A 24,948-nucleotide genomic window follows, 5' to 3' on the forward strand; every position below is an offset into this window, starting at 1 on the left:
GTTGCAGCACCCGGCGGGCATGTTGCCCGTCCGTTTCAACCCCATCCTCTACCGGGCACCAAGCAGCGCCGGCATGATGGTAATAGGAGTCATAAAATGAATCTGATTCAAACTCTCGAGCAAGAAGAAATTGCCCGTCTCGGCAAGACTATTCCTGACTTTGCACCAGGCGACACCGTTGTCGTCAACGTCAACGTAGTCGAAGGCACCCGCAAGCGCGCCCAGGCATACGAAGGCGTGGTCATCTCGCGTCGTAACCGTGGCCTGAACTCGAACTTCATCGTTCGCAAGATCTCGTCCGGCGAAGGCGTCGAGCGTACGTTCCAGCTGTACTCCCCGCTGATCGCTTCGATCGAAGTCAAGCGTCGCGGTGACGTCCGTCGCGCCAAGCTGTACTACCTGCGTGAGCGTTCGGGCAAGTCGGCACGTATCAAAGAGAAGCTGCCACAGCGTAAAGTTGCAACTCCAGCCGCTGCCAAGTAATAATAGCGTCTGCGTTGTGAACGAAAGGGTGCCTCCGGGCGCCTGGAAAAGGCATCCAACCGGATGCCTTTTTTGTTTTTTGCTGGAGGAAACGCGCTTGCCCAAGCTTCCATTCGATCCCGAGCAGTTACCGATAGACAGCATCGCCGGCGAAGACCCGGTTGATCCTGCGCGCCTGACCGCGGACTGGCTGCGCAGCCACTTCGCCGCGCCGCCGGAATGGGAGCCGGAGGCGCTGGACGAGTCGGTCGGGCGCCGGCCGGTGATGATCCCGGCGGCCGTGCTGATCCCGCTGGTGGCGCGTCCCGAGGGGCTGACCATGCTGCTGACCCAGCGCACCGCCCACTTGAGCAATCACGCCGGCCAGATCAGCTTTCCGGGCGGGCGCGCCGAGGACAGCGACGCCTCGCCGCTCGAGACCGCGCTGCGCGAGGCGCAGGAAGAGATCGGCCTCGACCCGCGCCACGTCGAAATCATCGGCACGCTGCCCGACTACCTGACCGGCACCGGCTACCACGTGGTCCCGGTGGTGGGGCTGCTGACGCCGCCGTTCGAGCTGGCGGCCGACCACAACGAAGTGGCCGAGATTTTCGAAGTCCCGCTGGCGCACCTGATGAACGGCGCGCACCACCAGCGCCTGTCGATCGACCTGCCGGCGGGCGGGCGGCGCAGCTTCTACGCAATGCCGTACGAGCGTTACTTCATCTGGGGCGCGACGGCGGGCATGCTGCGCAACCTGTTCCATTTCCTGCGCGCGTGAAGAGTGGCGCTGGCCAATTAGTTTGATTCTGCCGATGCTCTGCGCTATCGTAGCGGGGCTGGACAGTATTGCTACATTTCACAAAGGACGTTCATGACTTTTCTCTCCATTCTGTGCGCGTTGCTGATCGAGCAACTCAAGCCTTTGCGCGCGGATAACATGATTTACGCCGAGATCAAAAGTTTCGCAATGCGCATGGAAGGCTGGTTCAACGCAGGCAATCCTTCCGACGGCCGGCTGGGCTGGTTCCTGATGATGGCCGCGCTGATGGCGCCGACCGCCCTGATCTACTGGGGCCTGCTGCACTTCAACGTGTTCGCCGCCTTCGCCTGGAACGTCCTGATCGTCTACCTGACCCTGGGCTTTCGCCACTACAGCCACTATTTCACGTCGATCCAGATGGCGCTCAACGCCGGCGACGAACCGGCCGCGCGCGCGCTGCTGGCCGAATGGACCAGGATCGACACGGTCGGCATGGAGCCCACCGAGATCGCCCGCATCGCCGTCGAAAAGTCGCTGGTGACCACGCACCGCAACGTGTTCGGCGTGTTTTTCTGGTTCCTGATGCCGCTGGGCCCCGCCTGCGCCGTGATGTACAGGGTGGCCGAATACCTGGCGCGCGCGTGGAACGAGCCCGAGCACATGCGCAACGAAGCATTCGGCCAGTTCGCCGCGCGCGCCTTCTACTGGATCGACTGGCTGCCGGTGCGCCTGACGGCGGTGGCGTTTGCCGTGGTCGGCAACTTCGAGGACGCGATCTACGCCTGGCGCAACTTCGCCCACCGCTGGGCCGACGAAGCCAAGGGCATCATCCTGACCGCCGGCGGCGGCGCGATGGGCGTGCGCCTCGGCACGCCGGAAGAAAACGCTTCCGGCGTGGCCTTGCCGATCGACGCGGCCACGGTGGACTCGATGGATACCGAAGCCGAAGTGCTGCCTGGCGTCGAGCCGAATGTGCGCGCTTTGCAGAGCACGGTGGGGCTGGTGTGGCGCGCCTTGCTGTTGTGGATGATGTTACTGTTGTTGTTATCCGGCGCTGTCTGGCTGGGCTAGGCCACCGTACGGCGCAGGGCGGGGCGCCAAAGTTCGGACTTCAAGTCTTCTATAAGATATAATACTGCGTCAGCTGCCCGATGCCTGCATCGGGCCCATTCACGCAGCATTGAGTTCGAGCAAGCCGCCCAATGGCCGAGTCCCCGCAAATCAAGAACGAGTTTTTCATTCTTGGCGTCACCAGCGACGGCAAGCAGTTTCGTCCGAGCGACTGGGCCGAGCGCCTGTGCGGCGCGATGTCCTGCTTCCAGCCGCAGGGCGGCCGCAATTCCCACCTGCAGTTTTCCCCGTACGTGCAGCCGACCCTGCTCGAAGGCGTGAAAGCCGTCGCGGTCGACAGCGCGCTGAAGGAGATCGAGCCGCTGGCCTACCACTTCGTCTGCAATTTCGCCAAGGACAACGATTTGCAGGTGATCGAAGCCTGCATCCTGCCCGAAGCCGGCGTCGCCTGAGATGTCGTGCCTGCGCAGGCAGGCACCCATGCTGAGCACGCTGCACCTCTCTGCTAATTCAGAATCGGTACCAGCCAAGGGGGGCGCCGAGCCCTGGTACGACAATCAGGACAGTTGCCATCCTCCCCAATCGCGCTATGCTGAAAGCAGGCGTCCATCACCCGGGGAGAGCACCATGCACATCGGCGAAATCTGCACGATCAACACCATCTTCTGCAAACGCGACGAGACCGTCCAGGCGGCCGCGCTGCTGATGCGAACCCACCACGTCGGCGACCTCGTTGTCGTCGACCAGCCCAATGGCGAGCCGGTCCCGGTGGGCATCGTCACCGACCGCGACATCGTCGTCTCCGTCATCGCGCTCGAACTCGACCCGGCCAGCCTGCTGGTGGGCGACATCATGAGCGACGACCTGCTGACCTGTAACCAGGGCGACGACGTGTACGAGACCATCGAGCGCATGCGCCTTCGCGGCATCCGCCGCGTGCCGGTGCTGAACGCGAATGGCGGCCTGGCCGGCATCGTCAGCGCCGACGACATGCTCGGCTTCCTGGCCGAGGAGATGGGCGAACTGGCGCGCATCGCGCCGCACCAGCAGTCGCAGGAGAAGCGCGCCCGCCATTGAGGGGTAGGGGTCTGACCCGGGGTGAGGGTCAGACCCCGGTTTTCAGCATCCACACCCGGGTCCGACCCCAAAAACGGGTCAGACCCCATGCTAATATCCGCATACTTCACCACTGCGAGATAGCATGAATCCATTCCGTTTGACGCTGGGCGCCTGCGTCCTGTTCGTCGCCGCCGGCGCCAGCGCGCTACCCCTGCCCAAAGGCGTCATTCAGGGTCCGTCCGTCGAAGGCATCACCGAATACAAACTGCCGAACGGCCTGAAGGTGCTGCTGTTCCCCGACGCCTCCAAGCCCACCGTCACCGTCAACGTCACCTACCTGGTCGGCTCGCGCCACGAGAACTACGGCGAGACCGGCATGGCGCACCTGCTCGAACACCTGATGTTCAAGGGCGCCACGCACAACCGCGCCATCACCGAGCAGTTCTCCGCGCGCGGCATGCAGTTCAACGGCACCACCTCGCTCGACCGCACCAACTACTACGAGGTGTTCCAGGCCGGCGGCGACAACCTGGAATGGGCGCTGCAGATGGAAGCGGACCGCATGGTCCACTCCTTCATCGCGCGCAAGGACCTCGACTCCGAGATGACCGTGGTGCGCAACGAGTACGAGAGCGGCGAGAATTCGCCCACCGGCGTGCTGATGAAGCGCATGCAAAGCATCGCCTACGACTGGCACAGCTACGGCCGCGCCACCATCGGCAACCGCAGCGACATCGAGAACGTCGGCATCGGCAACCTGCAGGCGTTCTACCGCACCTGGTACCAGCCCGACAACGCGGTGCTGCTGGTGGCCGGCAAATTCGATCCGTCCAAAACGCTCGGCTTCATCGCGCAGAAGTTCGGCGCGATCCCGAAGCCGCGGCGCGAGCTGCCGAAATTCTGGACGGTCGAGCCGATCCAGGATGGCGAGCGCAGTTTCAGCGTGCGGCGCCAGGGCGACGTGCAGGTCGTCGCGCTGGCCTACAAGGTGCCGTCGTCGCTGCATGACGACAGCGACGTGCTGGCGTTCGCCTCCGACATTCTCGGCAGCGGGCCGGCCTCGCGCCTGCACAAGCTGCTGATCGACAGCGGCAAGGCGAGCGAAGTGTTCTCGTTCGGCCAGACCGGCTACGCGCCGGGCCTGCAGATCATGGGCGCGATGGTCAAGAAGGGCGCTCCGATCGAGCCGGTGCGCGCGGCGCTGACCGAAGCGGTGGAGGGCTTCGCCACCCATCCGCCCACCAGCGAAGAGATGGAGCGGGTGCGCCGCAACATCACCAACGAGATCGACAAGAGCCTGAACGACCCGCAGCAGGTGGGCGTGGCGCTGTCGGAAGCGATCGCGCTGGGCGACTGGCGCCTGTACTTCGTCGGCCGCGAGCGCGTCGCCACCATCAGCACCGCCGACGTCGTGCGCGTGTCGGCCAAATACTTCAGGCGCGACAACCGCGTGACGGGCTTCTTCACGCCGGACGACGCGCCGCTGCGCGCCGACATTCCCGCCGCGCCGGCGGTGGCGGACTTGCTGAAGGACTTCAAGCCGAAGGCCGCGTCGCTGGTGTCGGAAGACTTCGACCCGAGCCAGGAGAACATCATGAAGCGCACGCGCCTGGTGACGGCCGGCGGCGTGAAGCTGGCGCTGCTGCCGAAGAAGAACCGCGGCGAAGCGGTGTCGGTGCAGTTCGTGCAGCACTTCGGCGACGAGCAGAACCTGTTCGGCAAGGGCATGGTGCCGGCGCTGACCGGGGCCATGCTCACGCGCGGCACGACGAAGTACAGCCGCATCGCGCTGTCCGACGAATTCGACCGCCTGCGCATGACGGGCGGGCCGCGCCATTTCGAAACCACGCGCGCCAACCTGCCGGCGGCGCTGAAGCTGATGGCGCATGTGCTGAAGGAGCCGTCGTTCCCTGAAGCGGAATTCGAACAGCTGCGCCAGCAGGTGCTGGTGGGGATCGAGTCGAGCCGCAGCGAGCCGCAGGCGGTCGCCTCGCGCGCGCTGGCCGAACACTTCAACATCTACCCGCGCGGCGACGTGCGCGCCGCCACCACGATCGACGAGGACATCGCCAACGCGCGCGCGGCCACGCTCGAGCAGGTGAAGGCGTTCCATCGCGAGTTCTACGGCGCGGCGCCGAGCGAGCTGGCCATCGTCGGCGACTTCGACGCCGACGCCGTCGTGCCGCTGATCGACGAACTGTTCGGCCAGTGGAAGGCGCCAGCCCACGTCGCGCCGGTGCTGCGCCGCCATGCGGACGTGGCGCCGGCCAGCGCCGTGCTCGACACGCCGGACAAGGAAAACGGCTTCTTCACCGCGCGCCTGAACCTGGACCTGAACATCGACGATCCGGACTACCCGGCGCTGATGCTGGCCAATTACATCTTCGGCGAGGGCGGGCTTAAGTCGCGCCTGATGGACCGCATCCGCCAGAAGGATGGCCTGTCGTACGGCGGCGGTTCGCAGCTTGACGCGGGCGAACTGGATCGTGCGGGCGCCTTCGAGATCAGCGCCATCGCCGCGCCGCAGAACCTGCGCAAGGTCGATGCGGCGGTGCGCGAGGAACTGGCGCGCGCCGTGAAGGGCGGATTTACGGCGGCCGAGCTGGCCGCCGCCAAGTCCGGCCTGATGCAGCAGCGCCTGCAGACGCGCGCCGAGGACGCCGCGCTGGCGGGCGGATGGGCCGCTTACCTATACCGCGGCAAGACGTTCGAATGGAGCCGCCAGTTCGAGCAGAAACTGGTCGCGGTCACGCTGCCGCAGCTGAATGCGGCCTTCCGCAAGGCGATCGACCCGGCGAAACTCTCCGTTGTGATGGCGGGCGATCAGCAAAAGGCCAAACTCGCAACAAAATAGTGCAAATCGCATAACTCAATTGCACTGCTTTGTTTGCCTGATTGTTCATGGCGAAGTACAATGTTGCCTTGAGGCAGCATTTGCTTCCTATGTTCAATAACGGAGTGCGGAATGGTCGGCAAGAACAAGGTCCAACAGGAAAAGGCGTTTGAAGGCAAGGTAGCGATGGTGACGGGAGCGGCGGGCGGCATCGGCCGCGCCACGGCGCTGGCGTTCGGCCGCGCCGGCGCCTGCGTCGTGGTGGCCGACATGTCGGTCGACGGCGGCCACGCGACCGCGGCGATGATCGTCGAAGCCGGCGGCAAGGCGCTGTTCGTGCAGACCAACGTCACGCGCGCCAACGAAGTCGAGGCGCTGATCGACAAGACCGTGTCCTACTACGGCAAGCTCGATTGCGCCTTCAACAATGCCGGAATCGAAGAAGAGTACCTGCACCTGGCCGACACCGACGAAGCGATGTTCGACCGCATCATGAACGTCAACGTCAAGGGCGCGTGGCTGTGCATGAAGTACCAGCTGCGCCAGATGGTCAAGCAGGGCAACGGCGCGATCGTCAATACCGCGTCGGTGGCCGGCCTGGTGGGCGCGCCGACGCAGGCGATCTACGCGGCCAGCAAGCACGCGGTGGTCGGCATGACCAAGACCGCCGCGGCCGAATACGGCCGTTCGGGCATCCGCATCAACAGCGTCTGCCCTGGCGTGATCAACACGCCGATGCTGGCGCGCGCGCTCGAGCGCGAGCCGTCGCGCCAGAAGTCGTTGCGCAACCTGTATCCGATCGGGCGCTTCGGCGAGGCGAACGAAATCGCCAATGCGGCCTTGTGGCTGTGTTCCGAGCAGGCGTCGTTCGTGACCGGGCACCAGCTGACCGTCGATGGCGGCCTCACCGCAATCTGATTCAACATGGGGGCAGGTCCGCCGGACCTGACCCCGCCACCGCTTCCTCTTGTGGCCTCTCCGAACGGCAATGTTGCAGGGATGGAACGGCACATATAATTGCACGAATGTAAAATTCGCGGAGGTTCAAGTGCCACGCTTCATTCCGATCGCATTCGCCGTTTTCGCCTGCGGGACCAGCGCACTGCTGCACGCGCAGACCCTGGAGCGCCCCCTCATCAAGGAAGGGGACCGGTGGGTATATTCAGTGCGTTCCGAAGAGCCCAAAGGTGGCATCCTGACCGCATCAACGCGCAAATTCGAAGGCGCCGTGACGCGCGTTGGATCGCATGCGTTCATCCTCGCTCGCAAGGCGACGGACAGTAACCTTCCGGCCCGTGAGGTCAACATGAACCTGGACTGGAGTGTCAGCCGGATCGTGAGCGGGAAGGATGTCGTCACGGGCCTGCCTTTCGATTTTCCGCTCAAGCCAGGCAGGACATGGGACACGGATTCAGCCGACCAGCATCCGAATCCGCTCGTGAAGACACTCCGGAACAAGCAGCACTACACGGTGCTCGGGTGGGAACAGGTCACCGTCCCGGCGGGCACGTTCAAGGCGCTGAAGATCGAAATGGAAGGCGAGTGGAGCAAGGAATTCGAGCCGCAGGGCGCCTCCGCCACCAGTGCGGTGCAAAACGGTCCCAATGGAGCGAGCATCGCGATGCATTCCCAGGGCGCCCGCACACCCGATCCGACCAGCGGCCGGCTCTACAAGCTCACCTGGTACGTTCCCGAGGTCAAGCGCGAGGTGAAGATGCTGTCGGAAGACTACGATCAGTACGGGGCGGTCCAGCATCGCACGACCGCTGAACTGGATAGTTTTTCGGTGAATTGAACGGCGCGAGATCGCTCAGCGAAGCTCGGCCAATCTGGCGAGCTCAATTCTGACGGGGTCTGGTCCTGCGGACCTGACCCCATTCTGCGCTCCACGTACGCGGGCTCCGGCTCCTTCCTTCATTCGCCCGACGCGTCACGGTCTTCCAGAGCCCGGCGAGCGGTCGCTTCGCGCGTGATGGCGCCGGGGATCGCGATCTCGCGCTGCGCGAGTTCACGCATTTCGTCCGGGGCAATCCCCGCCAGCGCCGCGGTGCGCAGGGCATCCGCTTCTCCTCCCCGGCCCAAGCCCCGCAAAGTCGCCTCGCACAGGCGGACGTTACGCATGAAATTCGACAGCTCGGCCGCAAGCCGCGGCGCCGCGCCCTCTGGCGGAAAAAGCGGCAGGGTCAAGGCCAGTTCATTCACGAAATCGAGGTCGTCGAGCGGGTTCGACAGATAGCGTTCAGCCAGCGCGAAATCGCGGGCTTCGACAATCGCGGGCAGGGCGCGATAGGCATGGCGACGCGCCAGGTCCGGCATCAGCGCCTCGAACTGGCGGAACACTTCGTAGGTCGACCGCGAGTCCTTGAGTATGTCGTTCATTCCGGCGACGGCTTCGAAACGGGAGCGCGGCCAGCGCTGATCGGCGCTGTAGATCTGGTCGCCATCCAGGAGTTTGCGCACTTGGCGGTCGCGCATGCGCGTCAAGGCCTCGCGCGCCGCGGGGTGGGCCGGCGCCAGCAACTCCCACAGGAACGTCGCCATGAAATGACTCGCGGCGACACCTGGTGCGAGTTCGCCGTCGTCGTCGTACAGAGACATCAAATGGCGCAGAGCGTCGTCGTCGCGGCCTTCATCCCTTGCCGTGAAGGCGTCCTGCAGGATGGGGTCATTCGCGGTCTTCGGTCACCAGTTCTTTGCAAGGGAAGGGTAAAGCGATCGCTGATTTTACCCTTTGGCCCGAAGTTTGTTGATGCCGGCGCTTATCCAAATCACGACGCCCAAAATCGACAGCGGTGTCAGAAAAATCAGCGGCATCATCAGGCCGGGCCGACGGCTGGCGACATAACTGCAGACGACATTGACCAGGACCGGGAAGAGCAGCCGGACAGCCGCATACCGGTTCAGCCGCACAATGTCCGCCGGTGCGCCGTAGTCGACAAAGTTGAGCAGCTTGAGATGCGGTACAAAATAAAGCAGTGCGCAAATGACGAGAAGCACGCACGCGAAAATCAGGAAGATGTCGGGCATTTTGGTGCTCTTTCGATGGACATCGTTACCCAGGGCGACAACCGCCGCCCTGGTCTTGACTTCTATTTGATCTGGCCGAGCACCTCCAGCACGGCCGCGGTTACCGCCGCCGGCTGCTGGTCCTGGATCGTGTGCGACGCGCCGGGTACCACGCGCTGTTTCCCGCGGGTGGACAAGGCGGCGAGCTCCTTGTGGATCTTTTCGTTTTCGTCTTCCGTCGCCTTGTTGAGGGCGCTTTGCGGTTGGCCAGGCACGGCGTACGGGCTGACGCCGCGGGTCAGCACCAGCAGCGGAAGGTCGCCGAACGGCTTGCGCAGGGCGCGCAGCTGGTCGTCGCTGGTGTCGATGGCATTGAATTCGTCGGCGCGAGTGCGCCAGTAAGAGGGCGTCATCTCGGCTTTCTGGACCACTTTGCCCAGCTCCGGCCCGTAAAATTCAGGAGGGTTGCCAATGCAGTTGGAGAAGGCTTCGCTGCCCGCCTTGAAACCCTTCTGCGCTTCGCTTGCACAATACTGATCCTGCTGCTTGACCATTGCGTAGATCTGTTTGATCTTGCCGCCGGTGGCCTTGTCGAGCCGCGCCGTTTCATTTTCCGTTTGCGGCTCGACCAGCACCAGGCCCTTCACCTGTTCGGGATAACGGTACGCATACACTTGCACATTGGCGCCGCCCAGCGAATTGCCGACCAGCAGATACGGAGGCTTGATGCCCGCCGCGTCCAGCGCCTTGTGCAAGTCCTCGACTGCGTTGGCGGACGTATTTGGGCGCGGCGACGGATCGCTGAAGCCGAGGCCGGCGCGGTCGTAGACGCAGGCGCGCGTATGCCGGGCCACTTCGGGCTGCACTTTGAACCAAGCCCAGCCGCCGTCACCGGAGGGCGAGTCGAACACCACGGTGGTGGCGCCTTTGCCGCTGCAGTACAGGTGAAGCTTGCGGCCGCCGATGTCGACGCGCTGATGGGGAGTGGCGAAAACGGCAGCCGTGGAGGCGGCTTCCGCTGTCGGGATGAAAATCGGAGCGCCGGCCAACAGCGCGATACACCAACGGGAGAGCTGCTTCTTCGTCATTGTGATCCCTTCAAGAAAATCTTAACTTCCACCACGCAAATTTTCTCGATGTTACTTGGGAACTAATATTGATGCAATGACAAATGAAGGGGCGGTTTGCACTTCCGCGCTGGGAGGCGAAAAGGTTCGCGCGGTAGTGGTGGCGGGAAGAGCAAAAATGGGGTCAGGTCCGCAGGACCAGAATCCGGTGGCGCCGGCGCTTATTTCGGCCGCGGAGCCTGCAGGCGCCGGTCCGGCGCGGACAGATGGCCGGCCCGCAGCGCCTTCACCGCGGTGCCCACCGCGCGCGCCACGTTGCGCACCTCTTCCTGGAAATCGGTATCGCGGTCGAGCGCTTCATGGCTCTCCGCATACGACTCGTAGTAGCCGACGTAGCGGTCCAGCCGCGCGAAGCTGCCAGCGTCGATCAGGCCCATCCAGTCCAGCCAGTCGGACAGCCCGCGCCGCGTCGATTCGATGCCGGCGACGTCGCCGTGCACCACCAGCCCATACGCGCGGTCCTGCAGGTGCTTCGGATAATCCCATCCCGCCAGTTCGAGCGCCTTCGCTTCCTCCACCTTTTTGCCGTGCGTAGTGGTGGGATCGGGATTGCCGCCGTCGGCGCACACCAGCCGGTCGATCATCAGCTTGAGCACGGCCGGCGTCTGGTACCAGTACACCGGCGTCATGATGATGACGCCGTGCGCCGCCACCCACTTTTCGTAGATCTCGTTCATCCAGTCGCTGGTCTGGTGCAGCGAGTGGTTCGGATAGCAGCTGCACGGCCAGTGGCACAGCGGCATCGCGGTCGAGACGCAGCCCTTGCACGGATGGATGTGGCGGTCGTAATCGGACGTAATCAGCGACAGGTCGAGCAGGTCCACCTCCATGCCCTGCGCCTCGAGCACTTCGCGCGCCCAGCCGGTCATGCGCCAGGTCTTGGAGACCTCGCCGGGGCAGGTGCCGTCGTTGCGCGCCGAGCCGATGATGAGCAGCACGCGCGACTTGGTGGCCGGATCCTTCTGCAGCTTTTCCGCCGCGAGCAGGCGGTCGCGCGTCGCCTTCCACTCGACCGACAGGTCGTAGCCGGGATCGGCGAAGCCCGGACCGGCCTTTTCCGTAATGGGCGCCTTGTGCGATTCCTGGTAGTTGTTCCAGGCGACTTCCTCGACACTGGCCAGTTCGGCGCCGACCTGGTCGAACGCGGGATCCATGAACGAGCGTTTGAACACCAGGTGGAATTCGTCGCGCCCCAGCTTGTCCGGGGCTTGTCCTTTGCGCACGTCAGTCATGGCGGAACCTTTCATGGATGTGAATCGAGTATCCAAGAAAAAGCATGACGTTTATGTACGCCAATTAACCATTGGACGCAGATGTGAAAACGGGGCCGGATCCTTTCGGACCCAACCCCGTCGGTGGTGCGGCAAAAAATTACTTGGTCACTGGCGCCGGCGCGGCGGCGACGGCAGCGCCGCGGTTGACCCACAGCGTCCAGTACTTGGCCAGGTCGGCCGCGCCGTCGGTGCCCTTGATCGACTGGAAGGTCTTGATCGCGTCGGCCTTGCGGCCGGCCTTGGCATAGGCGATGCCCAGGTGCAGCTTGGCGTCTTCAGGACGCTTGCCGACGCCCTTGGCGATGCCTTGCTCCATCAGCGGGATGCCCTTGTCGAACTGGTCCATCGTCACGTAGGCGTAACCCAGGTTGACCAGGCCGGTGCCGTCCTTGGCCTTGGCCGCGCCCGCCTCGCCGCTGGCGATGTTCTTGGCGTCGTCGGCCGCGCCCTTGTTGGCGCGGTCGCGCAGCGACTTGTGCTTGGCGGCGTTCGAGCCGGTGCCCAGCACGTTGGCCGCGAATCCGGCGTCGATCGCCTTCTTCGCTTCGGTCGGGAAGCCCGCCCGCAGCGCCAGCTCGGCCAGCTCGGTGTACTCTTCCGGCGCCAGCTGCTTCTCGGCCACCATCATCAGGCGCAGTGCGTCGATGTCAAGCGCCGCGTTGAAGGTCGGCTTGCTCTGCGCGCGATGCAGCAGGTCGGTCCACAGCTCGTCGGTCGGGTAGTAGGCGACCAGCTTTTCCAAGGTCGATACATAGACCGCTTCGTCCTTGACCTTGGACGCCGCGCTGCCCAGCAGGCGCAGGTCTTCCTGCGACGGCGGCTGGCCGGACTTTTCGGATTCGGCGATCACCGGCACCAGCATTGTCTTGGCGGTGGCGTAGTCGTTGCTCAGATAGTAGGCGCGGATCAGCGCGGCTTGCGCCTTCTGCGGCGTTGGGCTTTCTTTCTGGTAGCGCTTGAACCATTCGATCGCCTTCGCATAGTTCTTCGCGTTGTAGTACGAGTTGCCCAGCGCCAGGACGAATTCGGCCTGGTCGGCCGCCGGCATGCGGCCCGAATTGACCACCGCTTCCAGCGCGGTCGTCATCATCGCCTCGTCGCCCGTGGCTGAGCCGTACGCCACTTTCATGCGATCGAGCACGTAGGTTTCGTACGGCGTCTTGGCAGGGAAGGCGTCGGCCTGGGTAATGCGGGTTTTCAGTTCGTCGTATTTCTTGTCCGTGATCAACTGCTTGACGGCCGCCGGATCGAGCAGCTTGAACAGCTCGGGGCGAACGGTATCGGCAGGCTTTGCAGCCGCGGCGGCGGGCGCCGGCGGGGTCTGCTGCGCGAACGCGCTGCTCATCAGGACAGGCGCTGCGAGGCCGATCGCGGCCATCATCAGACTGATACGGGCGAGGCGGAATTGGGACATGGAAAACCCTTCAATCAAAGACAAAAAAATGAGCTGAGGCAGGGATAACGCGCGAACGCGTCGTTCCGTGGACATGCCGGTTCGATAATCCGATATCGAAGAGCGCGTATTGTCCCATAAACCAGAAAAATCGACGCTGCAATTGTGTGAGCGTCTGTAAGGGAGAGACGGGTGTCGTCCCTGCGCAGGCAGGGACCCATGCTGAGATGGCTTTACCTCGTCGGCATGCTCAGCATGGGGCAAACGCCTGCGTTTCGCGTGCGCGGATACGACAGGCGCTCAGAAGCCGGCGACCGGGGCGCGGCCGCGCGCTTCGAGTTCGCCCGACAGCCAGCCGTTGATGGCGTCCAGCGCCGGCGCGGCGAAGCCGTAGGTGATCAGCGCGGGCGCCGCGATGTCGAGCGCCTGGTAGGGATTCCACAGGCACAGGTGCAGGTCCGGCTTCCAGCCGGCGCGTGCGTTCAGCCCGTACCGCAGGCGCGAGGTCGACGCCAGCATCGTGAAGCGGCCGTCGGCCGGCAGCGCGCTCCAGTCGAAGGTTTCGGCGTCGGCAAACGTCACCAGTTCGAGGTCGTACAGGCGGCCCAGCGATGCAGCCACCGCGGCGGCCGGCACGCCCGCTTCGGACACGCCGTCGCTGACGCGGTCCTGGCGCACCACCAGGCGCACCTTCGCGCCAGGCGCGGGACGCCGCGGCTCGCCGCGCGCGGTCAGGGCGCGCTTCCACGCCTCGGCCATCAGGTCGCGGTCGGCACAGTCTTCCGGATAGCCGCGCTGCACGCACGGATAGGCGCGCGCCAGCGCTTCGAGGCGCGCCAGGCGCTGCGCCACGTCGTCGCCGCTCAGGGTGCCGTCGTCGATGGCAGCGGCGATCGACACGATCGTCTCTTCCTGGATCGCCGCGTCGCCCAGCGCCATCACCATGTCGGCGCCGGCCACCAGCGCGTTGACGGCGGCATGGCCGGCGCCGAAGCGGTGCGCGATCGCGTGCATGTCCATCGCATCGGTGATGATCACGCCGTTGTACTGCCACTGCTCGCGCAGCAGGCCGGTGAGGATGCGGCGCGACATGGTGGCCGGGAACTCGGGATCGAGCGCCGGGTACACGATGTGCGCGGTCATCATCGCCGGCGCGTGGCCGGCCGCCATGCGGAACGGCGCGAACTCGAACTGCTCGAGTTCGGCCACCGGCTTGTCCACCGTCGGCAGGTCGCGGTGCGAATCGACGTGGGTGTCGCCGTGGCCGGGGAAGTGCTTGACGCAGCAGGCCACGCCTTCCGACTCGCTGCCCGCCATCCAGGCCATCGCCAGCTCGGTCGCGCGCTGCGGATCGGCGCCGAACGAGCGCTCGGCGATTACCGGGTTGTGCGGGTTGTTGTTCAGGTCCAGCACCGGCGCGAAGTTCCAGTTGAAGCCGAGCGCCTTGACCGCGCGCGCGACCGCGGCGCCGACCTTGCGCGCCAGTTCGGCGTCGTCGGCCGCGCCCAGCGCCATCGCCGACGGCGGCGCCGGCACCCAGGTCGAGCGCACCACGGCGCCGCCTTCCTGGTCCAGCGCGATCAGCGCGTCCGGGCCCATCACCGCGCGCAGGTCGGCGGTCAGGCGCGCGAGCTGATTCGCGTCGGTCATGTTATTGCGGAACAGGCACACGCCGCGCACGCTGTTCGCCTTCAGGAATTGCGCCGTCGCCGCATCGAGCTCGGTGCCGGCGATGCGCACCATGATCAGCCGGCCGGCCAGGTTTCTGGAGTTGGTCATATCAGTTGGTCTTGGTGACTTTGCTCAGGTGGCGCGGACGGTCAGGGTCCATGCCGCGCGCTTTCGACAGGTGCGCGGCCATCACGTAGAACGACTGGATCGCGACGATAGGGTCAAGGTCAGGCGTGGCGGCGACCGGCAAGGTCAGGTCGCGCTCGGCGATGTCGGCGGGCGCGGCCAGCAGCACGCGCGCGCCGCGGCCGCGCATCTCGGTGGCCAGTTGCACCAGGCCGGCCTGCGCCGGGCCGCGGGTTGCGAAGATCAGCAGCGGGTAGCCTTCGTCGATCAGCGCCATCGGGCCGTGCTTGATCTCGGCGCCGGAAAACGCTTCGGCCTGCAGCGCCGAGGTTTCCTTGAATTTCAATGCCGATTCGAGCGCGATCGGGAAGCTGATGCCGCGTCCGACCACCATGATGTTGCGGGCCGGGGCCAGCACGTCGATCGCGGCCGACCAGTCGGCTTGCGCGGCGGCGGCAAGCGCCTCCGGCAGCGCGGCCAGGCCTTCGGCCAGTTCAGGGTCGTTCTGCCATTGCGAGACCAGGCGCGCGCCGGCCACCAGGCTGGTGATGAAGCTCTTGGTCGCGGCCACGCTTTGCTCTTTGCCGGCGTGCAGCGGCATCGCCCATTCGGCGGCGTGGGCCAGCGGCGAATCGATGTCGTTGACCAGCGCGATGGTGGTGGCGCCGCCGTCGCGGAAGTAGCGGGTCGGCTCGACCACGTCCGGGCTCTGGCCCGATTGCGAGATCGCGATGGTCAGGGTGTCGCGCGTGATGATCGGCGATTTGTACAGCGTGAGCAGCGACATCGGCAGCGATGCGACCACGCGGCCCAGGCGCGCCATAATCAGGTAGGCGACGTAGTTCGACGCGTGGTCCGAGCTGCCGCGCGCGATGGTCAGCGCGGTGTTGAAATTGGTGGAGCGAAGTTTGCGGCCAAGCTCGGCGTAGCGGTCGGTGTCTTTCGACAGTTGCAGGGCGACGCATTCGGCTGCGGATACAGCCTCTTTAAGCATCAGTGAGGTCACAAACTTCTCCTTCGATATAAACGGCTTTGATGTTCAGGTTGCGGTCGAGGACCACGATGTCGGCGAAGCAGCCCGGCGCCAGGCGCCCGCGCTGGGTTTCGCCCAGGTAGTCGGCGGCGTTGGTGGACACGCGCTTCGAGGCGTCGGCCAGGTCCAGGCCGATGCTGACCAGGTTGCGCAGCGCCTGGTCCATGGTCAGGGTGCTGCCGGCCAGCGTGCCGTCGGGCAGGCGCACGCCGCCCATGCACTTGTGGACCAGCTGGCGGCCCAGCATGTACTCGCCGTCCGGCATGCCGGTGGCGGCGGTCGAATCGGTCACGCAGAACAGGTGCGGAATCGAGCGCAGCGCGACCTTGATCGCGCCCGGATGCACGTGCAGCAGGTCCGGGATGATCTCGGCGTAGTCGGCGTGCGCCAGCGCGGCGCCGACCATGCCCGGCGCGCGGTGGTGCAGCGGGTTCATCGCGTTGAACAGGTGGGTGAAGCCGGCCGCGCCGTGCGCGAGCGCCGCCACGCCGTCGTCGTAGGAACCGGTGGTGTGGCCGATCTGCACGCGGATGCCGGCGTCGGCCAGTTCGCGCACCAGCGCCAGGTGGCCTTCCATTTCCGGCGCCACGGTTATAAGGCGCATCGGCGCGTAGGATTCCAGTTCCTGCACTTCGGCCAGCGTGGCCGAGCGCGCATAGTCGGGCTGCGCGCCGAGCTTGCCGGGATTGATGTACGGACCTTCGAGGTGCACGCCGAGGATGCGCGAAGCGCCTTTGCGCGGCGCGGAGCAGGCGGCGCCGATGGCCTTCAGCGCGGCCACGATGTCTTCCGGCGGCGCGGTCATGGTGGTCGCCAGCAGGCTGGTGGTGCCGTGTTTCGCGTGCATCGCCGCGATCACGTGCGGCGCGTCGCCGCCTTCCATCACGTCGCGCCCGCCGCCACCGTGCACGTGCAGGTCGATGAAGCCGGGGAGGATGTAGTCGTCGCCGTTGGACGACGGATCGGCCGCGGCGCCGTCGATGGTGGTGATGCGTCCGTCGAAACCGATTGCGCCGTTGACCCAGCCTTGCGGGGTCAGGATATTACCTTTGATTGCAGCGCTCATTGGCGTGGCTCCGTAGTCATGATCATGCGCAGCGCGCCTGCGGCGGCGTCGCCCAGCGGTGCGCTGCTGCGCGCGAGGAGGCCGTCCGGCAGGAATGCGCGCAGCGGCGCACCGAGGCCGCCGCACAGGGCCAGCGGCAGGGTGCCCGACGGGTCGAGCGCTTGCGCGATGCTGGCCACTTCGCGGCCGGCGTCGGCCAGGAAGCCGCGCGCGGTGTCGTCGGTCGCGGCATGCGCGACCACGATCGGCGCCAGCTGGGCGTAGGCGGTCTGGTTGGCTTTCGCCAGCCACACCTGGATCGCGTCGCGGTGGCCGCCGCAGGCGTCGATCACGGCTTGCGCGAAGGCGCTGGCCGGCTCGCGCCCGTCGATGACCTTTTCGATGTGGTTGATGGCGCGCAGGCCGATCCAGCCGCCGCTCGCTTCGTCGCCGGCGGGGAAGCCCCAGCCTCCGACTTCGCGCTGCTCGCCGTTCGGCAGCAGCGCCTGTCCGACGCTGCCGGTGCCGATGGCGACGATGGTGCCCGGCTCGCCGCCGTGCGCGCCCATCAGGGTGGTGAAGCCGTCGGTCTCGAGGCGGATCGCGGCGTAGCCGGGATTGGCGGCGATGAACTCGGCGGCCCATTGTTTATTGTGGACGCCGGCCAGTCCGAGGCCGATGGCCGATGCGCCGATCGGCGCGAATGCGATGCCGGCCAGCGCGAACGCCTTGCCGACCGCGTCGTTGATGGCTTTCCAGGCGTTGTCGATGCCGTGCGCGAGGCCGGAAGGGCCGCCCTGGGCTTGCGCCAGTTCCACGCCGTCGGCGTTCGCCAGGCGTACGCGGGTGCCGGTTCCGCCGCCGTCGACGCCGATGAAATATTCGATCATGTTGTGCTGTTGTTGGGGGTGCGGAATTGAGGTCAGGGCACTATAGGTTTGCCACCCAAGCTTGTCAACAGGTATTTAAGTGGTATTGAAATATGTCGAACCGGTATCGTCGAATAACGCGCGGTTATGTCGATAACTCGTTGATATTCAATGGAGGCGCGCACCGCACTGGTATTGGTGCGGTCTGCACTCTGCAGTCGTTCCTGCGAAGGCAGGAACCCATGCTGAATTAGAGTCAAGGCGACGCATGCTCAGTATAGGTTCCTGCCTTCGCAGGAACGACAGGCGGGTTATTTCGCGGCTTCGACCACCGGCAGCTCGACATAGCTGGTGTGGTAAATCCGCTGCGTAGCCTTCCTGTAGTCGCCCGGCTTGGCATCGAAGATGCTCGGCACGAAGGTCTGGGGATTGCGGTCGTACAGCGGGAACCAGCTGGACTGGACCTGCACCATGATCCGGTGCCCCGGCAGGAACACGTGGTTCGCCGTCGGCAGCGCGAACTTGTACGGCAGCGCCTTGTCGGCCCGGACCGGCTTCGCGGTCTCGTAGCCTTCGCGGTAGCGGCCGCGGAAGATGTCGGCCGAAATCATCAGCTGGTAGCCGCCCATCGCCGGCTGGCTCGCCACCTGGTCCGGATACAGGTCGATCACCTTCACCACCCAGTCAGAATCCGTGCCGCTGGTCGAGGCCACCAGGTTGGCGATAGGTTCGCCGCTGATCTTCAGCGGCGCGGTCAGCACTTCGGAGGTGAAGGTCAGCACGTCGGTGCGGCCCGACGCTTCGCGCTGGTCGTCGGTCAGCCAGCGCGGCCAGGTCTGGCCCTTCGTTTCGTCGTAGCCGTAATTGAGCGGCCGCGCGCGGTACGGCACCGGCTTGGCCGGATCGGAGATGTATTCGTCGTAGCCCTGGTCGCCGGCGCCGCCGAGGATCAGCTTTTCGCCGGCCACCAGGCGCAGCGGCACCGGCCTGATCGCGCAGCCGCTGGTGCAGCCGCTCGGCCACGCGGCCAGGCTGCGCCACTTGTTGGTGCCGGTCTCGAACGCCGACACCGGCGCGATATCGGCCGCCGGCGCCGCGTCCTTCAGGTAGCGGTCGAGGAAGGGACGCAGGATCTCCTGGCGGAAGTGCAGCGCGGTGTCGCTGTTGAACCGGATCTCGCCCAGCTTGCTGCCGTCGCCGATGGCGCCGCCGTGCGACCACGGCCCCATCACCAGGAACACCTTGTCGTTGGCCTTGTCGTTCGGCTTGATCGCCTTGTACACCGCGATGGCGCCGTAGATGTCTTCCGCGTCCCACAGGCTGTGCACCAGCATGGTCGGCACGGTGACCGGCTGGCGCGCGAGGATCTTGTCCATCGCCTGCTCGCGCCAGAACGCGTCATAGGTGGGATGGGCCGACAGCTTTTTCCAGAAGCCGCTTTGCGTTACGCCGCGCTGGCGCGCCAGTTCGGCCGCCGACCCGGCGCGCAGGTAGGTGTCGAAATCGTCGTAGGTCGAGGTGAACCACTTGGCGTCGTTCTTGCGCGTGACGACCTGTTCGAGCATGTACGACATATTGATCTGCCGGAAGGCGCCGTGGTGGAACCAGTCGTCGCCCATCCAGCCGTCCACCATCGGGTTCATCGGCACCGACACTTTCAGCGCCGGGTGCGGATTGACCAGCGCCATCAGCGGCAGGAAGCCGTCGTAGGAGATGCCGATGATGCCGACCTTGCCGTTCGACTCGGGCACGTTTTTCGTCAGCCACTCGATCGTGTCCCAGGTATCGGTGGAGTGATCGACCGGGGTCGGGTTCAGCGCGCTGCCGGCCAGCGGGCGGTTCATCACGTAGTCGCCTTCCGAACCGTACTTGCCGCGTACGTCCTGCACCACGCGGATGTAGCCCCCTTCGACGATCACGTCGGCCGCGTTGTCGTAGCCCTGCAGGATGGACATCATGTCCGAGCTCTCGTTATGGCTGGTCATGCCGCTGGCGTCGTAGGGCGTGCGGGTCAGCAGCATAGGCGCGCCCCTGGCGTTGCGCGGCACGATGATGATCGTATTGAGCTTTGTGCCGTCGCGCATCGGCACCATCACGGTGCGCTTGATGTAGTTGAAGCTGGAGGTGACGGGGACGAATTCGGCAGGTGTTTCGGAAGGGAGCGCGGGGTAGGTGGCCGTTTGCGCGTGGGCGAGGCTGGCAACGGCGAGGGCGAGCGGGGCGAGGCGGGCGAGGAATGGCGTCATGGGCGTCCTTGTGAGCGTAACCGCAATGCCAGGCGGGCCTCGCTTGGCGCGCAGGTACATTATCACATTGGCACCGGATTTTGGGCCCCGGGGGCAGGTCCGCGGGACCTGACCCCTGGCGCCAACTCAGTTCTTGTACTGCTCCAGCTGCGCCGCCAGCGTGGTCTTGGCGTTCTTGGCCGCTTCGATCGCCTCGGCGCGCACGTCGTCCCGGCTGCGCGCCGAGGTCTTGGCCAGCACGGGCACGTTCAACTTCGATTCGGACACTGGCGGCTCGCCAGCAAAAACGGAACCGGCGGCGGCGATCATTGCGGCGGCTGCGAGGAATTTTTGTGCGTTCATGGTTGTTCTCCTGGTTGTGTTTGGTTGATGGAAACCACTTTACACATTGCGTGTTCCGCAAAAAAGACGAATAATCGCAATGCACAATTGCGGATTACGCAAGAATGGAGGAGCGATGGACAGGCTGGGTTCGATGCGGGTGTTCGCGAAGGTGGTGGAGCAGGGCAGTTTTGCGGGTGCGGCGCAGGCGCTGGATATGTCGGCGGCGGTCGTCACACGCAATATCGCCGACCTCGAGACGCACCTCGGCACTCGCCTGCTGAACCGCACCACGCGCCGCCTGTCGCTGACCGAAACCGGCCAGCAGTACCTGGACCGCGTGCGCCAGATCCTCGCCGACATCGACGATGCCGACGCGATCGCGTCGTCCAGCGCGCGCGAACCGGGCGGCACGCTGCGCATCTACTGTCATCCCGGCTTCGGCCAGGCGCAGCTGGCGATGCTGCTGCCGAAGTTCGCACAGCTGGTCCCCGGCGTGGTGCTCGACGTGACGCTGGCAGATCACGCGGTCGACCTGGTCGCGGAGGGCTTCGACGTCGGGATCTTCATCGGCCTGCAGAAATTCGACGCCAGCATGATCGCGCGCCGCCTGGCGACATCGAACGTCGTGCTGTGCGCCTCGCCCGATTACCTGAAGCGCCGCGGCACGCCGGCCACGCTGATGGACATCTCGAAACATGACTGCCTCAACTTCTCCTTCGAGCAGTTGCGCCACCACTGGCCGGTAACAACCGGCGGAGAACGGATCAATGTGCCGGTCACCAGCCGCATGGTGTCGAACAACGGCGCCGTGCTGCGCCAGGCAGCGTTGGCGGGGATGGGCATCATGCTGCGCTCGTCGTACACGCTGGAGGATGACCTGGAAACCGGACGGCAGGTCCAGCTGTTAGAGGGGCACTACGTCGAGCAGCTGTCGATCATGATGGTGTATCCAAGCCGGCGCCTGCTGTCGGCCAAGGTGCGCAGCTTCGTCGAGTTCATGAGCGCGCAGTTTCCGCGCCCAGAGTCCGACCCGTGGCTTCCGCCGCGCGCAATGTCATAATGCTCCCATGTCCAAGGCATATTCGATCCCATTGATCCGACTTGCGTGCGCCGCGCTGGTTTGCCTCGCCGCGCCATTCGCTTGCGCGGCGCCGTCGACCTTCGGCCCGGTCATCGGCAATGCGCTGCTGTGCCGCAGCCACCTGGACAACGCCTATTTCTACGATTACTTCACTTCCGCGTTCGGCCCGGCCTACAAGCACGAGGGCGGCGCCTTCTGGTTCAAGGCGGACGGTTCGCTCTGGGGCACCCCGGTCACCGAAGTGATGGTCAGCGACGACAGCAGCGAGCTGGTATTCGTCGGCGCCGTCGCCGAAGCCAGTCCGGACAAGCTCGATGAGGCGATCCGCGCGGCGGCCGGCATCCGCCATCGCCCGGTCGATGCATCGCAGTTTCCGGTGCGCGGATCGATCCCCGGCAGCCAGATCGTCTACTTCAACCAGAAGTCGAAAATCTACTGCGTGAAGTACAAGCCGCTGCCGGCAGGTTAGCCGATTCATGTACACCGATTTCTTCAACCTGAAGCAAGCGCCGTTTTCCATCGCGCCCGACCCGCGCTACCTGTTCATGAGCGAGCGCCATCGCGAGGCGCTGGCGCACCTGCTGTACGGGATCGGCAGCGGCGGCGGCTTCGTGCTGCTGACCGGCGAAATCGGCGCAGGCAAGACCACCGTGTGCCGCTGCTTCATCGAGCAGATCCCGGAGAACTGCAAGCTGGCCTACATCTTCAATCCGAAGCTGTCGGTCGAAGAGCTGCTGCTGTCGGTGTGCGACGAATTCGGCATCACTCTGCCGCCCGCGGGCTCCGGTGCAGTCAGCGTCAAGGCCTACGTCGACGCGATCAACAAGTACCTGCTGGCCAGCCACGCGCAGGGCAAGAACAATGTGCTGGTCATCGACGAGGCGCAGAACCTGTCGGCCGATGTGCTCGAACAACTGCGGCTGCTGACCAACCTGGAGACCAGCGAGCGCAAGCTGCTGCAGATTATCCTGATCGGCCAGCCCGAGCTGCGCGCGATGCTGGCGCGGCCCGAACTCGAACAGCTGGCGCAGCGCGTGATCGCGCGCTATCACCTCGGTTCGCTGACCGAGGACGAAACCGGCAGCTATGTCGCGCACCGGCTGGCCGTGGCGGGGGCAGGGGCGGCAACGCTGTTCCCGCGTGGCCTGATGCCGCTGGTGCACCGGCTCACGCACGGCGTACCGCGCCGGATCAACCTGTTGTGCGACCGCGCGCTGCTCGGCGCTTATGTCGAGAACACCAGCGAAGTGACGCGCGCCATCCTGCGGCGGGCTGCGGGCGAAGTGTTCGACGGCGAGCGCGCACCCGCAAGCCGGTGGCCGGCGGTTGTCGCGGCGGTGCTGTCGGGCGCGGTGATCAGTGCGGCGGCCGCGTGGCAGCTGATGGCCCATGCGCCGGCACCGGCCCCGGCCCCGGCCCCTGTCAAGGCCGCGCCGGCAGTGAAGGCGCCGGTGCCGCCGGCGTCCATGCCCGCTTACGCCAGCATCGACGACGCGCTGCGCGAACTGGCGGGCCTGTGGGGCGATCCGCTGCCGCCCGGCGAGCCATGCCAGGCCGCGCTGCAGCGGAACCTGCACTGCCACAAGGGCAAGGGCGGCCTGTACGAAGTGCGCCTGCTCGACCGGCCGGCGATACTGACCTTGCACGATGGGCCGGATGTCGCCTACGCCGTGCTGGCCAAACTCGACGACAACCAGGCGACGCTGCGCGTGAACGGCAAGTCGCAAACGCTGGGCGTGGCGGCGCTGGCGGCGCGGTTCGACGGCGAGTACACCACGCTGTGGTCGGCGCCGCGCGGGTTCCGCGATCAGGTGGGGGCTGACGAAGCAGGTCCCGATGTCGACTGGATCGCGGCGCGGCTGGCGCAAATCAATCACGTCGCCGCGCCGGAGCTGAACCAGCCGCTCGACGCCCGCATGCGCAAGCTGTTGCGCGAATTCCAGAAGCAGCAAAACCTGAAGGCCGATGGCGTCGCGGGGCCGCGCACGTACATGCGCCTGAACCAGCTGGGCGGGGTGGACGAACCGCGCCTGCTGCACAATGGGGCCAGGCCTGCGAGCCCCGCCGCGCCGAAAGCTCATTGATATGTCATACATTCTCGAAGCACTCAAGAAGGCGCAAGCCGAACGCCAGGTGGGCAGCGCGCCGACCCTGCAGGCGGTGCCGCTTGGCGCGCCGCCCGCGCGGCCTTCGCGCAACTCGCGCCTGCCCTGGCTGGTGGCGGGAGGCGTTGTGCTGGCGCTGGCGGCCGCTGTTGCCGTATGGCGCATGCAGGCGCCGATCGTGACGCGGCCGGCAGCGGTACTCGTGGCCACGCCGCCTCCGGTTGCGCCCGCGGTCGCCGCGCCGCCCGCGCTGGCTGTGGTGCCGCCGTCGGCGCCAGCAACCAAACCGGAGGCTGCACCCAAACCGGAGCCCGTACTCAAACCGGCGCCCGCACTCAAACCGGAGCTCGCACTCAAACCGTCGCCCGTCGCCAAGCCGGCTGCGCCGGCGGAAGAAAAGCTGCCGTTCCTGCGCGAGCTGCCGGACGCGGTCCGAAGCACGGTGCCCCAGGTGACCTTCGGCGGCTACATGTATTCGGCCAATCCGGCCGACCGCCTGCTCCTCGTCGACAAGGTGCTGCGCCACGAAGGTGAGGAGGTCGCGCCCGGCCTGGTGCTGGAACAGCTGCGGGCCAAGGCCGCGGTCATGAACTACAAAGGATATCGTTACCTTGTCCCTTACTAATACCCTGTGCGTGGTCGGGTGGTCCGGCAGCGGCAAGACTACGTTGCTCGAATTTTTGGTCGGTCAGCTGGCAGCGCGGGGCCTGCGCGTGAACTTCATCAAGCATAGCCACCACGACGTGCTGCTCGAGCCGCCGCACAAGGACAGCGCGCGCTTGCGCATGGCCGGCGCCGCCGAGGTGATGCTGGCGTCGCCGTATCGCGTGGCGATCATGCGCGAACTGCGCGGCGCGGACGAGCCGTCGCTGGCCGAGCACATCGCGCGCCTGGCGCCGGCCGACCTGACGCTGGTCGAGGGCTACAAATGGGAACCGGTGCCGAAGCTGGAGGTGTTTCGGCCGTCGCTGGGCAAGCCGGCGTTGTACCCGGATGATGCGAACGTGGTGGCGGTGGCGTCCGATGCGCCGCGTCCGGAGGGCGTGCGCGAGACCACCGCCTGGCTCGACCTGAACGCTCCCGCCGCGGTTTTGAGCTGGCTCAATGGCCGGATCGGCGCCCCGGCCTAAAGGTTTGGCAGGTCGCGCCGATAACGAGGTAGACGCCACCCACCGGAGAGTTAAATGGATATTGCAAAGACTGCAACCAACATGGCTGAAACAGGCACCAGGCAGGATGTTCAATTCGCCGTGCAGAAGAAAATCCAGGATATCGCCACGTCGACCGCGACACAGCTGATCGACGCCATCCAGCCGGCGCCGAGCGTGCAGAACCTGCCGGCGCATCTGGGTAATACGATCAATACCAAGGCTTGAGCTTCTGTCACCCATTGAAACCGGCGCCGTCCGCAAGGAGGCGCCGGTTTTTTTTGCGTGTAAAATCGCGAACACCCCAAGAAC

25 protein-coding genes are annotated in these 24,948 nt (G+C 65.5%); 14 read left to right on the top strand and 11 right to left on the bottom strand.

What is annotated here, in order from left to right; genetic code table 11:
- Positions 1 to 96: 96 nt before the first annotated feature.
- The 8 genes from rplS (at position 97) to Q4S45_RS03040 (ending at position 7,983) form a co-directional block, all read left to right on the top strand.
- On the top strand, positions 97 to 483 hold the full coding sequence (gene rplS / locus Q4S45_RS03005; RefSeq protein WP_305509003.1) for a 50S ribosomal protein L19: 387 nt from the start codon (positions 97 to 99) through the stop codon (positions 481 to 483).
- A 97-nt stretch (positions 484 to 580) separates the two neighbouring features.
- On the top strand, positions 581 to 1,243 hold the full coding sequence (locus Q4S45_RS03010; RefSeq protein WP_305509005.1) for a CoA pyrophosphatase: 663 nt from the start codon (positions 581 to 583) through the stop codon (positions 1,241 to 1,243).
- Positions 1,244 to 1,336: 93 nt separating this feature from the next.
- The gene (locus Q4S45_RS03015) at positions 1,337 to 2,296 is read left to right on the top strand and encodes a CobD/CbiB family protein (RefSeq protein ID WP_305509007.1); all 960 of its coding nucleotides are present in this window, start codon (positions 1,337 to 1,339) and stop codon (positions 2,294 to 2,296) included.
- 131 nt (positions 2,297 to 2,427) lie between these two features.
- The gene (locus Q4S45_RS03020; protein WP_305509009.1) at positions 2,428 to 2,748 is read left to right on the top strand and encodes a DUF3579 domain-containing protein; all 321 of its coding nucleotides are present in this window, start codon (positions 2,428 to 2,430) and stop codon (positions 2,746 to 2,748) included.
- A 175-nt stretch (positions 2,749 to 2,923) separates the two neighbouring features.
- Positions 2,924 to 3,373 carry a CBS domain-containing protein gene (locus Q4S45_RS03025; RefSeq protein ID WP_305509010.1) on the top strand — a complete coding sequence of 150 codons (450 nt, stop codon included), beginning with the start codon at positions 2,924 to 2,926 and terminating at the stop codon, positions 3,371 to 3,373.
- Positions 3,374 to 3,497: 124 nt separating this feature from the next.
- Entirely contained in the window at positions 3,498 to 6,209 is a 2,712-nt protein-coding gene (locus Q4S45_RS03030) for a pitrilysin family protein (protein ID WP_305509012.1), read from the top strand.
- A gap of 111 nt (positions 6,210 to 6,320) precedes the next feature.
- Entirely contained in the window at positions 6,321 to 7,106 is a 786-nt protein-coding gene (locus Q4S45_RS03035; protein WP_305509014.1) for an SDR family oxidoreductase, read from the top strand.
- A gap of 130 nt (positions 7,107 to 7,236) precedes the next feature.
- Entirely contained in the window at positions 7,237 to 7,983 is a 747-nt protein-coding gene (locus Q4S45_RS03040) for a hypothetical protein (RefSeq protein ID WP_305509016.1), read from the top strand.
- A 119-nt stretch (positions 7,984 to 8,102) separates the two neighbouring features.
- Here the strand turns inward: Q4S45_RS03040 and Q4S45_RS03045 are convergent, their stop codons facing one another.
- From Q4S45_RS03045 to Q4S45_RS03095, 11 genes are all read right to left on the bottom strand, one after another.
- Entirely contained in the window at positions 8,103 to 8,786 is a 684-nt protein-coding gene (locus tag Q4S45_RS03045; RefSeq protein ID WP_305509017.1) for a hypothetical protein, read from the bottom strand.
- A gap of 126 nt (positions 8,787 to 8,912) precedes the next feature.
- A complete protein-coding gene (locus Q4S45_RS03050; protein WP_305509019.1) occupies positions 8,913 to 9,215 on the bottom strand; it encodes a hypothetical protein in 303 nt (100 codons plus the stop codon).
- A 62-nt stretch (positions 9,216 to 9,277) separates the two neighbouring features.
- On the bottom strand, positions 9,278 to 10,282 hold the full coding sequence (locus tag Q4S45_RS03055) for an alpha/beta fold hydrolase (RefSeq protein WP_305509021.1): 1,005 nt from the start codon (positions 10,280 to 10,282) through the stop codon (positions 9,278 to 9,280).
- Positions 10,283 to 10,482: 200 nt separating this feature from the next.
- Positions 10,483 to 11,553: a flavodoxin family protein gene (locus Q4S45_RS03060; RefSeq protein WP_305509023.1), complete on the bottom strand. Its 1,071-nt coding sequence runs from the start codon at positions 11,551 to 11,553 to the stop codon at positions 10,483 to 10,485.
- 139 nt (positions 11,554 to 11,692) lie between these two features.
- On the bottom strand, positions 11,693 to 13,009 hold the full coding sequence (locus tag Q4S45_RS03065; protein WP_305509025.1) for a lipopolysaccharide assembly protein LapB: 1,317 nt from the start codon (positions 13,007 to 13,009) through the stop codon (positions 11,693 to 11,695).
- A 279-nt stretch (positions 13,010 to 13,288) separates the two neighbouring features.
- Entirely contained in the window at positions 13,289 to 14,767 is a 1,479-nt protein-coding gene (nagZ, locus tag Q4S45_RS03070; protein ID WP_305509027.1) for a beta-N-acetylhexosaminidase, read from the bottom strand.
- A gap of 1 nt (position 14,768) precedes the next feature.
- A complete protein-coding gene (locus Q4S45_RS03075) occupies positions 14,769 to 15,779 on the bottom strand; it encodes an SIS domain-containing protein (protein WP_305512033.1) in 1,011 nt (336 codons plus the stop codon).
- Entirely contained in the window at positions 15,772 to 16,884 is a 1,113-nt protein-coding gene (nagA, locus tag Q4S45_RS03080; protein ID WP_305509029.1) for an N-acetylglucosamine-6-phosphate deacetylase, read from the bottom strand. Before nagA ends, Q4S45_RS03075 begins: the two co-directional genes overlap by 8 nt.
- Positions 16,881 to 17,753, bottom strand: a complete 873-nt coding sequence (locus Q4S45_RS03085; protein ID WP_305509031.1) for a BadF/BadG/BcrA/BcrD ATPase family protein — start codon at positions 17,751 to 17,753, stop codon at positions 16,881 to 16,883. The genes nagA and Q4S45_RS03085 overlap by 4 nt, the downstream gene beginning before the upstream one ends.
- A 290-nt stretch (positions 17,754 to 18,043) precedes the next feature.
- Positions 18,044 to 19,978 carry a CocE/NonD family hydrolase gene (locus Q4S45_RS03090; protein ID WP_305509033.1) on the bottom strand — a complete coding sequence of 645 codons (1,935 nt, stop codon included), beginning with the start codon at positions 19,976 to 19,978 and terminating at the stop codon, positions 18,044 to 18,046.
- Between the two features lie 126 nt (positions 19,979 to 20,104).
- Complete coding sequence (locus Q4S45_RS03095; RefSeq protein WP_305509035.1) at positions 20,105 to 20,320, bottom strand: hypothetical protein; 216 nt, start codon at positions 20,318 to 20,320, stop codon at positions 20,105 to 20,107.
- 115 nt (positions 20,321 to 20,435) lie between these two features.
- On the opposite strand from Q4S45_RS03095, the gene Q4S45_RS03100 reads away from it, so the two are divergent.
- The 6 genes from Q4S45_RS03100 to Q4S45_RS03125 are packed head-to-tail and all read left to right on the top strand — an operon-like array spanning position 20,436 to position 24,864.
- A complete protein-coding gene (locus tag Q4S45_RS03100; RefSeq protein WP_305509037.1) occupies positions 20,436 to 21,362 on the top strand; it encodes a LysR family transcriptional regulator in 927 nt (308 codons plus the stop codon).
- 7 nt (positions 21,363 to 21,369) lie between these two features.
- Positions 21,370 to 21,852 carry a hypothetical protein gene (locus tag Q4S45_RS03105; protein WP_305509039.1) on the top strand — a complete coding sequence of 161 codons (483 nt, stop codon included), beginning with the start codon at positions 21,370 to 21,372 and terminating at the stop codon, positions 21,850 to 21,852.
- Between the two features lie 7 nt (positions 21,853 to 21,859).
- Positions 21,860 to 23,467, top strand: coding sequence for an ExeA family protein (locus tag Q4S45_RS03110; RefSeq protein WP_305509041.1), 1,608 nt, complete (start codon positions 21,860 to 21,862; stop codon positions 23,465 to 23,467).
- 1 nt (position 23,468) lies between these two features.
- Entirely contained in the window at positions 23,469 to 24,113 is a 645-nt protein-coding gene (locus tag Q4S45_RS03115) for a general secretion pathway protein GspB (RefSeq protein WP_305509042.1), read from the top strand.
- Complete coding sequence (gene mobB / locus Q4S45_RS03120; protein ID WP_305509044.1) at positions 24,100 to 24,618, top strand: molybdopterin-guanine dinucleotide biosynthesis protein B; 519 nt, start codon at positions 24,100 to 24,102, stop codon at positions 24,616 to 24,618. Before Q4S45_RS03115 ends, mobB begins: the two co-directional genes overlap by 14 nt.
- A gap of 54 nt (positions 24,619 to 24,672) precedes the next feature.
- Positions 24,673 to 24,864, top strand: coding sequence for a YjfB family protein (locus Q4S45_RS03125; RefSeq protein WP_305509046.1), 192 nt, complete (start codon positions 24,673 to 24,675; stop codon positions 24,862 to 24,864).
- Positions 24,865 to 24,948: the final 84 nt, after the last annotated feature.

Origin of the sequence: Massilia sp. R2A-15, assembly GCF_030704305.1 — a bacterium.
In the GTDB taxonomy this organism is placed as follows: domain Bacteria; phylum Pseudomonadota; class Gammaproteobacteria; order Burkholderiales; family Burkholderiaceae_D; genus JAFCUW01.

Bases quoted from the DNA above. Each gene is read 5' to 3' on its own strand.
- Q4S45_RS03035 (WP_305509014.1), top strand. From the start codon at position 6,321: ATGGTCGGCAAGAACAAGGTCCAACAGGAAAAGGCGTTTGAAGGCAAG.
- Q4S45_RS03075 (WP_305512033.1), bottom strand. From the start codon at position 15,779: ATGCTTAAAGAGGCTGTATCCGCAGCCGAATGCGTCGCCCTGCAACTG.
- Q4S45_RS03025 (WP_305509010.1), top strand. From the start codon at position 2,924: ATGCACATCGGCGAAATCTGCACGATCAACACCATCTTCTGCAAACGC.
- Q4S45_RS03015 (WP_305509007.1), top strand. From the start codon at position 1,337: ATGACTTTTCTCTCCATTCTGTGCGCGTTGCTGATCGAGCAACTCAAG.
- Q4S45_RS03060 (WP_305509023.1), bottom strand. From the start codon at position 11,553: ATGACTGACGTGCGCAAAGGACAAGCCCCGGACAAGCTGGGGCGCGAC.
- rplS (WP_305509003.1), top strand. From the start codon at position 97: ATGAATCTGATTCAAACTCTCGAGCAAGAAGAAATTGCCCGTCTCGGC.
- Q4S45_RS03065 (WP_305509025.1), bottom strand. From the start codon at position 13,009: ATGTCCCAATTCCGCCTCGCCCGTATCAGTCTGATGATGGCCGCGATC.
- Q4S45_RS03125 (WP_305509046.1), top strand. From the start codon at position 24,673: ATGGATATTGCAAAGACTGCAACCAACATGGCTGAAACAGGCACCAGG.
- Q4S45_RS03055 (WP_305509021.1), bottom strand. From the start codon at position 10,282: ATGACGAAGAAGCAGCTCTCCCGTTGGTGTATCGCGCTGTTGGCCGGC.
- Q4S45_RS03115 (WP_305509042.1), top strand. From the start codon at position 23,469: ATGTCATACATTCTCGAAGCACTCAAGAAGGCGCAAGCCGAACGCCAG.
- Q4S45_RS03045 (WP_305509017.1), bottom strand. From the start codon at position 8,786: ATGTCTCTGTACGACGACGACGGCGAACTCGCACCAGGTGTCGCCGCG.
- Q4S45_RS03100 (WP_305509037.1), top strand. From the start codon at position 20,436: ATGGACAGGCTGGGTTCGATGCGGGTGTTCGCGAAGGTGGTGGAGCAG.
- Q4S45_RS03050 (WP_305509019.1), bottom strand. From the start codon at position 9,215: ATGCCCGACATCTTCCTGATTTTCGCGTGCGTGCTTCTCGTCATTTGC.
- Q4S45_RS03030 (WP_305509012.1), top strand. From the start codon at position 3,498: ATGAATCCATTCCGTTTGACGCTGGGCGCCTGCGTCCTGTTCGTCGCC.
- Q4S45_RS03095 (WP_305509035.1), bottom strand. From the start codon at position 20,320: ATGAACGCACAAAAATTCCTCGCAGCCGCCGCAATGATCGCCGCCGCC.
- Q4S45_RS03090 (WP_305509033.1), bottom strand. From the start codon at position 19,978: ATGACGCCATTCCTCGCCCGCCTCGCCCCGCTCGCCCTCGCCGTTGCC.
- Q4S45_RS03085 (WP_305509031.1), bottom strand. From the start codon at position 17,753: ATGATCGAATATTTCATCGGCGTCGACGGCGGCGGAACCGGCACCCGC.
- nagZ (WP_305509027.1), bottom strand. From the start codon at position 14,767: ATGACCAACTCCAGAAACCTGGCCGGCCGGCTGATCATGGTGCGCATC.
- Q4S45_RS03105 (WP_305509039.1), top strand. From the start codon at position 21,370: ATGTCCAAGGCATATTCGATCCCATTGATCCGACTTGCGTGCGCCGCG.
- nagA (WP_305509029.1), bottom strand. From the start codon at position 16,884: ATGAGCGCTGCAATCAAAGGTAATATCCTGACCCCGCAAGGCTGGGTC.
- Q4S45_RS03110 (WP_305509041.1), top strand. From the start codon at position 21,860: ATGTACACCGATTTCTTCAACCTGAAGCAAGCGCCGTTTTCCATCGCG.
- Q4S45_RS03020 (WP_305509009.1), top strand. From the start codon at position 2,428: ATGGCCGAGTCCCCGCAAATCAAGAACGAGTTTTTCATTCTTGGCGTC.